This window comes from Protofrankia symbiont of Coriaria myrtifolia (genome assembly GCF_900634755.1).
Classification (GTDB): Bacteria; Actinomycetota; Actinomycetes; order Frankiales; family Frankiaceae; genus Protofrankia; species Protofrankia coriariae.
Genome location: NZ_CAAAFS010000176.1, coordinates 24918 through 31297 on the forward strand (window position 1 = coordinate 24918; position 6380 = coordinate 31297).

Here is a 6380-nt window from a genome sequence, read left to right on the forward strand (position 1 = left end):
GACGGCCGCGGTAGCTGCCAGCCACCGGCGGGTCAGGGGCCCAGGGGCTTCAGTGGCTGCTGGAGCCGGCCAGCGAGCGTGGGGTGACGAACGAGACCAGCCGCGTCGTACTCGGCCCCAGCTCCGCCCAGCGGCCCACCGCCAGGTCCTCGACGGCCAGCGCCGCGGTGGGGAAGGTGGGCAGGCGCGAGCGCTCGCCGACCGGGAGCAGACCGGTGGCGAGAGCGTGGATACCCGGGTTGTGGCCGACCAGCAGGACGGTGGGGACGCCGTCGTCGAGCTCCCGAAGGCGGTCGAGCAGGTCCGACACGTCGGCGAGGTAGAGCCGATCCTCGGTCAGTACCGGGACGGCCGCCGGCAGCGCTCCGGCGATCTGCTCGACGGTTTCACGGGTCCGGCGGGCCGAGGAGCACAGCACCAGGTCGGGCGCGAGCTGGTCGGCTGTCAGATGCTCGGCGATGAGACGGCAGGCGGCCCGGCCGCGCGGCGACAGCGGGCGATCGGCGTCCGGCACGCTGCCGTCGGCCCAGTCGGACTTGCCGTGGCGCAGCAGCAACAGGCGACGCAGCGGCCTCACCGCACGGCCCGTGAGGAGAGACCTGTGGGGGGAGGGAGATTGGCAGACACCCGGACGCCGCGACCGGGCGCGGGACGAGGCGACACGCAACTCCTCCTCGGACGGCGACGACACGCAGCCTGCCCATCTCGGACCGGGGCGTCAATGGTTCTTTTCTACGCCCGCCGCGGGGCGCCCGCCTCATCCGGCGGCATCTCACCCGCATGGGAAGCCTCACGCACCCGGACGAGGGAAGCCTCGCCTGCCGGTGCCGTGCCGACCGTTGCCGATCATCGGTGCCCCGGCCATGGCGCCGGGCGAGGCACCCGCTCACATCGACAGCTCACATCGACGGCGGTGCCTCACCCGAGGTGATGAAAGATGTCCTACGGTGGAGCTAAAAACCGACCGAAAGGATCAGCTGGTTGCGTACGTGGAAAGCAGCAGACGGTCGGCAAAGGCAAGGGCTTCGTCCGCGCTGAGCCGGCCACGGGGAACCACGGAATTGCGTTCGTCCGAGGTAAGCCCACCCCACACGCCGTGTTCCTCCTGGCGGAATAAGGCGGTCGCGAGACAGGCCCGCCGCACGGAGCAGCCGGCACATACTTTCCGCGCCCGGGTTTCCGCCGCGGCCCGGGCCTTGGTGTTACGTCCGTCCGGCGGAAAGAACGCGTCGGGATCCCCGTCCCGGCAGGCGGCTTCCTGCCGCCAGTAGGTGGGCCAGCCAGCACCGTAGGGCTGCGGCGGAAGGTCTCGTCCGGGCAGGACCGGTACGCCGGCGCTCATGAGATTCCGCCGATTCTGCCGCTATCGGGGCACAATCCGAGCCGATGGTGGTAGGCGGCAGTGCTACCTGTGGGCAGCAGCCGCAGCTGACTCAGCATGATGTCTCCTGGGGACGTCGCTTGCGGCGGACATGACAATGCGCGGCAGCGAGTGGATGTGTTGGAAGGCACATCGACTCCTCTTCTCACGCGGAACCACAACCTCGGGGAGGGACGGACTCAGGGTTGTCCGGCATGAATTGCGCACGCCTGGACACCCTCTTCGTCGGAAACGAACCCGTCTCGTCTCGTTAACCGAGGAACGTAGACGGCTCTCGACGGGATAGCAAGGGTTCCGGAACGCTCGCGTCCGCAGCACGCCCAACACACTCGGTTCTGGCCCTGCCGATCGGCGTTCCGTTGTCAAATCGCAGCGTTGCGTGTACGTACTACCACTCGTAGTAGATGCCCGGTGCTACCAAACCGGGCATCCCGGGTCCCCGCCCGCCCCCGGGGAATCGGGGACGGTGTTCCTGACGATCGCAAGGGTGAGCAGAATCACAGCTATGATCGCCGGCAGCGCGTGGCGCAGAGTCTACGGTCAGAGCGCCCAAGGTGATGCGATCATGCTTCCCGTCCGACTGGAAGCCACAGGTCCTCCGGTCTTCAGACCCGTCCGATGCGATAGTCGCCCGACCAGATCTCCTGGTACTGGACGTTGGTGCCGGGCCGACGCGAAACGATCATCTGTCCGTTTCCGGCGTAGATGGCGTCGTGGTAGGCCTCCCCCTCGGCGTCGAGAAAGAAGATCACGTCTCCTGGCCGGGCGTCGGCGCGGCTGACCGGTTGCAACGCGGCGAACTGGTCGTAGGTGGTACGGGGGACCGAGGCGCCGACCTGGGCGTACACGTACTTGACCAGACCAGAGCAGTCGAAGTCGTTCGGCCCGGCGGCACCGTAGCGGTACGGTTTGCCGATCTGCTGTTGGGCGACCGCGAACGCCGCCGCCGCGACCGAGGTGGACGCCCCGACCGGAGCCACTGTCAGCGCCGCCGTTGACGCCACCGCCGGTTGTGCCGTTGCCGGAGTTGTCAGCAGCGCTGGCACCGGCTGGGCTGAGGCCGGGGCGGACACCGTCGGCGCGGCTGACGCGCCGAAGAGCGCACCCCAGGTCCGCGGGCCGACCACGGCGTCGATGGTCAGGCCGGCGCCGGACTGGAAGGTGCGGACGCCGCGCGCGGTCCGCGGGCCGAACCTCCCGTCGGCGAAGATCCCAAGCCGGATCTGCAGCCGCGCCACCGGGTCGCCCTGGCTGCCCAGCCGCAACGACCTGCGGGGGAACTCCTGCCTGCCGTCGGAGGATTCCCATTCGCCGTCGGAGGATCCCCATCCGTTACCGGATGATTCCCATTCGTTACCTGATGATTCCTGCCTGCCGCCCGTGGATTCCTTTCTGCTGTCGGATGACTTCCGCCGGTTGCCGGCGGACCTCTGCCTGTCGCCAGTGGCCCTCTTCCTGGTGTTGCTGGGCTTCTGCCTGCCGCTGGCGGACTCCTGCCCGTCCGTCCAGGTCGTTGCGGATCCCTGCCCCGTCGTCGGGGCGCCCAGGGCCGCGGCGGCCGCGGCGGGCGCGTCGCCGGCCGACGCGATGGCCGCGCCGGCCGGATGAGGCGTCAGGGCCACCGCGACGGCGACGGCGCAGGAAACCGCGGTGATCGTGGGTGAGACCGTACGGCTCGAGATGGACATGCCATCACCCCTCTGCCGCCGTTCCGGGCAGATGGGCCCCGGCCCCGTCCGCGCGTGTGGCCGACACGGGGATGCGGACGGGCTCCGGCGGTCATCCCCGTTACTCACCGTGATAGTGAGCACCCTTACGCTAAGAGATCGGCCAAGACCTTTCAGTGAAGTTAGTTACTGAAGGTGATGATCTTTGCTGCTGTGAGTGATCGTTGGGAGGCCGCTGCGCTCCCACGCGCGGAAGCCGCCGACGACGTCGGTGGCGTGGCGCAGGCCCAGATCCTGCAGGGACGCCGCCGCGAGGCTGGAGGTGTACCCCTCCGAGCAGATGATGATGACCTTGATGTCGTCGCCGGTGGCCTGCGGGAGACGTGCGTCACTGGTGGGGTCCAGCCGCCACTCCAGGACGTTACGTTCGATGATCAGCGCGCCGGGGATGCCGCCCTCGGCGCCGCGCTGGGCCGCGGGCCGGATGTCGACCAGCAGTGCCCCGTCCGCCACCGCCGCCGCGGCCGTAGGCGGGTCGAGACGCTCCAGGCGGGCGCGTGCCCGGGCAAGCACTGCGTCGATCCGGCTGCCGCTCACGGCCGCCCTCCGCCCACGGCGAGCGCCCCCGCCGCGTCCCCAGTGGCGGCGCCACCGAGCGCGTTCTCGAGCAGGAAGCCCTCGACCGCCTGCTCGGCGGCGTCCGGTGCGTACCGCATCGGCAGTTCCGGGGGAGAGTAGGCGTGGATGGTCGCGGCCGGGATGGTCCCCGAATTTCCCACCTTGTGAATGTGGTTCCGATCGAATGTGAGTGACGCCACCCGTTCATGCTGCCGCCAGTCACGGGGCCGCCAGTCCGCGTCGCAGGCGATCTCCGTGACGGGTCCCTGGATGACGCTCAGCGCACCGAACGCGCCGCCATGGTCGTGCGCGCGGGTGTACTGGCCCGGGCACCAGCTGATCAGCCACACCTCGACCGATCCGGACAGCACGAGCCGGGTGTACCAGCGGTTGACCGGGTCGTGGCGCAGGATTGCCGTCCATATCCCGGTCGCGGCACCGAGGGAGCGGGTCAGCGCGGCCAACACATGCGGTTCCACCGTTTCGTTTTCGTCCCGCAGCAGGGAATCGGGCACCAGGGCGGTGCCCGCGAGTAGTGGGTGGATGAGTGGCATGCTCGACTCCCTGTCGGTACGGGCGGAAAGCGATACGGATGGCGAGCGGTACGGGTGGAAAAACAGCGTGATTACATTTTTTTCGCGTTGCCGGTGGACCCTCGGGACGACTGGCCCGCAGGCCGTGACGCGCACCTCGGCGTTCCTGCCGTCACCGCCGACCGGCGTTCCCGGCGCAACCGCCGCCCCCGAGAAAAATCGGCTGGTTGACAACCAGGTGCGCACGGCAAATCGGAGAACGCGCCAGAATCCGGACGAGCGGTCGGAACGGGATGATTCAGACGGGCCGGTGACGTACCGGTGTGACCGGACGGCTTGGGATGACGCGACCGGAACCGGTGCCGTGGCGCCGGTCCGCGGTTGTCAGCACATCCCGCGCGGGCCACACCCGCTGGTACACGCCGCGCTGGCCACAAGCGCGTGATCGATCACGCGATCGCTGTGCAGCAGAATGCGGCGGGATGCCATGCTCGGCACTGTACAACCGACCCGCCACCACAATCCTCGTTTATTCTTGTTCACCCGCTCTGACGCCCCGCCCGGGCCATCCCGCACCGTTCCCGGCAGCATCCTTTCGATCATCAGTCCGACGCTGTCCCACCAGCCGCGAGACATCTCAGAACCCGAAACTCCCGATGCCCCGCACCTTGCCGGCCACGGGCCCGCGACCGTCATCGCGGACGGGCCGCCGGGCGGGATGGGAGGGTCCGCAGCGATCCGTCCGGAAGGCCGCCCCTCGCCGGAGAAAACGGCCGGGTACCTTCCGCTCATGGAGCAGCGGATCAGTCTGATCACACTGGGTGTCGGGGACGTGGGGCGTGCCCGGGCGTTCTACGAGCGGCTGGGCTGGCAGGGCCAGGAGCTCGAGGAGACCGTCTTCTTCCAGGCTGGCGGCGCCGTTCTGGTGCTCTGGGGACGCGACAAGCTGGCCCGTGACTGCGGTATCGCCGAGGACGCCGAGGGGAGTGCCGGTGGGCGGGCAGGCGGGTTCAGCGGTGTCGCGCTCGCGCACAACGTCCGCTCCAGAGCGGAGGTCGACGGCATCATCGCGGCGGCGCAACGGGCGGGTGCCACGGTCACCCGCCCCGCGACCGAGACGTTCTACGGCGGCTACGCGGGGGTTTTCACCGACCTCGACGGCCACGCGTGGGAGATCGCCCACAATCCCGGTTTCTCGTTCGCCGAGGACGGCTCGCTCATCCTCCCGGACTTCGGCAGCCCGTAGCCCGTGCCCGCGAACGGGCCGCCCGGCGGCTCCCGGCCGCCGGGGCTGTCGCCGTCGGCGGCGTGTGTCCGGCATCCCCGGTATGCTCGGCGCAGGTCATGTCTACGCCAGCGTCCACCGCGGCGCCGGATATGCCTCCCAGGTGACCACCGCGCTGTACGAGTCGGCGCGCGGCCCGAGGACGTCGTGGTGTTCACCCGCAACACCACCGACGCGCTCAACCTGCTCGCCCGCTGCCTGCCCGGTCCGGCGGCCACCAGTCACCCGGACGACAGCCCGGGCCGCGGGGCGGCCGCCGGCCACGTGGACGGCACCGCGGGCGCGGGCGCCGCCCCTTCGAGGACGGGGCGTTCGACGCGGTGGTGTTCTGCATGACGCTGTGCTCGGTCCGCGACCCTGACGCGGCGCTGGGGGAGGCGTACCGGGTACTGCGCCCGGGCGGGCAGTCGCGGTTCTTCGAGCATGTGCGGGCAGGCAGTGCGCGGATGCGCCGGGTGCAGAAGGCCGTGGACGCGACGGTGTGGCCGCTGCTGTGCGGGGGCTGCCACACCGGCCGCGTCACTGAGGCCGCGATCCGCGGCGCGGGGTTCGACGTCACCGTGCTGGACCGCTTCGCGTTCCCGGCCACGCGCGTCCCCTCACCTGCGGCCGCTCACATTCTCGGTACCGCCGTGCGCCCGCACGCGGAAGACGGGGAAGTGCGATGACCGCCTCCGACAGACAAGGCGAACGGCCGGCCCCCGTGCGGGATTCGGCCGACGCGGCGGCGGCGCTGCTGGAGCGGGTGGTGGACCGGATCGGTGCGCGCGCGTCGGTGACGGCGGTGTTCGGGGAGCCGGTCGTGCGCGAGAAGGTCACCGTGGTTCCGGTGGCGCGGATCGCGTTCGGTTTCGGTGGCGGGGCCGGGCGCGGCCTACACGCGAGTCATGCCGGGC

Annotated in this window: 8 protein-coding genes and 2 pseudogenes; 5 read left to right on the forward strand and 5 right to left on the reverse strand. The window is 70.2% G+C overall.

What is annotated here, in order from left to right:
• Positions 1 to 49: 49 nt before the first annotated feature.
• The 5 genes from CM1CMNOD_RS09955 to CM1CMNOD_RS09975 form a co-directional block, all read right to left on the reverse strand.
• Entirely contained in the window at positions 50 to 577 is a 528-nt protein-coding gene (locus tag CM1CMNOD_RS09955; protein WP_013873532.1) for a SixA phosphatase family protein, read from the reverse strand.
• Between the two features lie 396 nt (positions 578 to 973).
• Complete coding sequence (locus CM1CMNOD_RS09960) at positions 974 to 1342, reverse strand: WhiB family transcriptional regulator (RefSeq protein WP_013873533.1); 369 nt, start codon at positions 1340 to 1342, stop codon at positions 974 to 976.
• A 644-nt stretch (positions 1343 to 1986) separates the two neighbouring features.
• Positions 1987 to 3069 (reverse strand): NlpC/P60 family protein, encoded by a 1083-nt coding sequence (locus tag CM1CMNOD_RS09965; RefSeq protein ID WP_013873535.1) that lies wholly within the window; start codon positions 3067 to 3069, stop codon positions 1987 to 1989.
• Positions 3070 to 3234: 165 nt separating this feature from the next.
• On the reverse strand, positions 3235 to 3645 hold the full coding sequence (locus CM1CMNOD_RS09970) for a rhodanese-like domain-containing protein (protein ID WP_013873536.1): 411 nt from the start codon (positions 3643 to 3645) through the stop codon (positions 3235 to 3237).
• Complete coding sequence (locus CM1CMNOD_RS09975) at positions 3642 to 4220, reverse strand: cysteine dioxygenase (protein ID WP_013873537.1); 579 nt, start codon at positions 4218 to 4220, stop codon at positions 3642 to 3644. The genes CM1CMNOD_RS09970 and CM1CMNOD_RS09975 overlap by 4 nt, the downstream gene beginning before the upstream one ends.
• Between CM1CMNOD_RS09975 and CM1CMNOD_RS09980 the strand changes: the two genes are divergently transcribed.
• The 5 genes and pseudogenes from CM1CMNOD_RS09980 to CM1CMNOD_RS10000 all read left to right on the forward strand — a co-directional run.
• The gene (locus CM1CMNOD_RS09980) at positions 4219 to 4644 is read left to right on the forward strand and encodes a hypothetical protein (RefSeq protein ID WP_131773961.1); all 426 of its coding nucleotides are present in this window, start codon (positions 4219 to 4221) and stop codon (positions 4642 to 4644) included. The genes CM1CMNOD_RS09975 and CM1CMNOD_RS09980 overlap by 2 nt on opposite strands.
• Before the next feature lie 345 nt (positions 4645 to 4989).
• Positions 4990 to 5445 carry a VOC family protein gene (locus CM1CMNOD_RS09985; RefSeq protein ID WP_043606047.1) on the forward strand — a complete coding sequence of 152 codons (456 nt, stop codon included), beginning with the start codon at positions 4990 to 4992 and terminating at the stop codon, positions 5443 to 5445.
• A 103-nt stretch (positions 5446 to 5548) separates the two neighbouring features.
• Positions 5549 to 5691: pseudogene (locus CM1CMNOD_RS23965) on the forward strand (aminotransferase class V-fold PLP-dependent enzyme); the annotation flags it as partial.
• Positions 5692 to 5816: 125 nt separating this feature from the next.
• A complete protein-coding gene (locus CM1CMNOD_RS09995; protein ID WP_085948551.1) occupies positions 5817 to 6152 on the forward strand; it encodes a hypothetical protein in 336 nt (111 codons plus the stop codon).
• A pseudogene (locus CM1CMNOD_RS10000) lies at positions 6149 to 6380 on the forward strand (spore germination protein GerW family protein); the annotation flags it as partial. The gene CM1CMNOD_RS09995 and the pseudogene CM1CMNOD_RS10000, both read left to right, overlap by 4 nt.